This window comes from Limimaricola sp. G21655-S1 (assembly GCF_027213785.1).
Classification (GTDB): domain Bacteria; phylum Pseudomonadota; class Alphaproteobacteria; order Rhodobacterales; family Rhodobacteraceae; genus Limimaricola.
This window is the reverse complement of the sequence record NZ_JAPWGO010000200.1, coordinates 1-276: the sequence shown is the minus strand read 5'-3', so window position 1 is coordinate 276 and position 276 is coordinate 1. Positions and strand designations below refer to the sequence as shown.

Sequence of the window (276 nt, the reverse complement as noted above, 5' to 3'; positions counted from 1 at the left end):
GCCCAGGTCTTCCAGCCGGGCGATCATCATGTCCTGGCAACCTTCGTCGCGAGGCGTGATGGAGTCCTGGCGGATCAGTGCCCGGGTTAGCTCGAGTGTGCTGCTCATAGGCCGAACTCCGCTGTGTAGTCTGCATCCTTGAAGCCGACGCGCAGCGTGCCGGCGTTATCCAGCACCGGGCGCTTGATCAGCGACGGCTTGGCCTGCAGCAGTGCAATGGCGCTGTCAGGGTTGGCCGCCAGCGCTTTGTCGGCGTCATCCAGTGCACGCCAGGTG

1 protein-coding gene is annotated in these 276 nt (G+C 64.5%); it reads right to left on the bottom strand.

Annotation, left to right across the window (positions count from 1 at the left end; all coding sequences use genetic code 11):
• Nucleotides 1-104: 104 nt before the first annotated feature.
• Nucleotides 105-263 (bottom strand): ArsC/Spx/MgsR family protein, encoded by a 159-nt coding sequence (locus O4G76_RS22555; protein WP_373568059.1) that lies wholly within the window; start codon nucleotides 261-263, stop codon nucleotides 105-107.
• Nucleotides 264-276 lie beyond the last annotated feature (13 nt).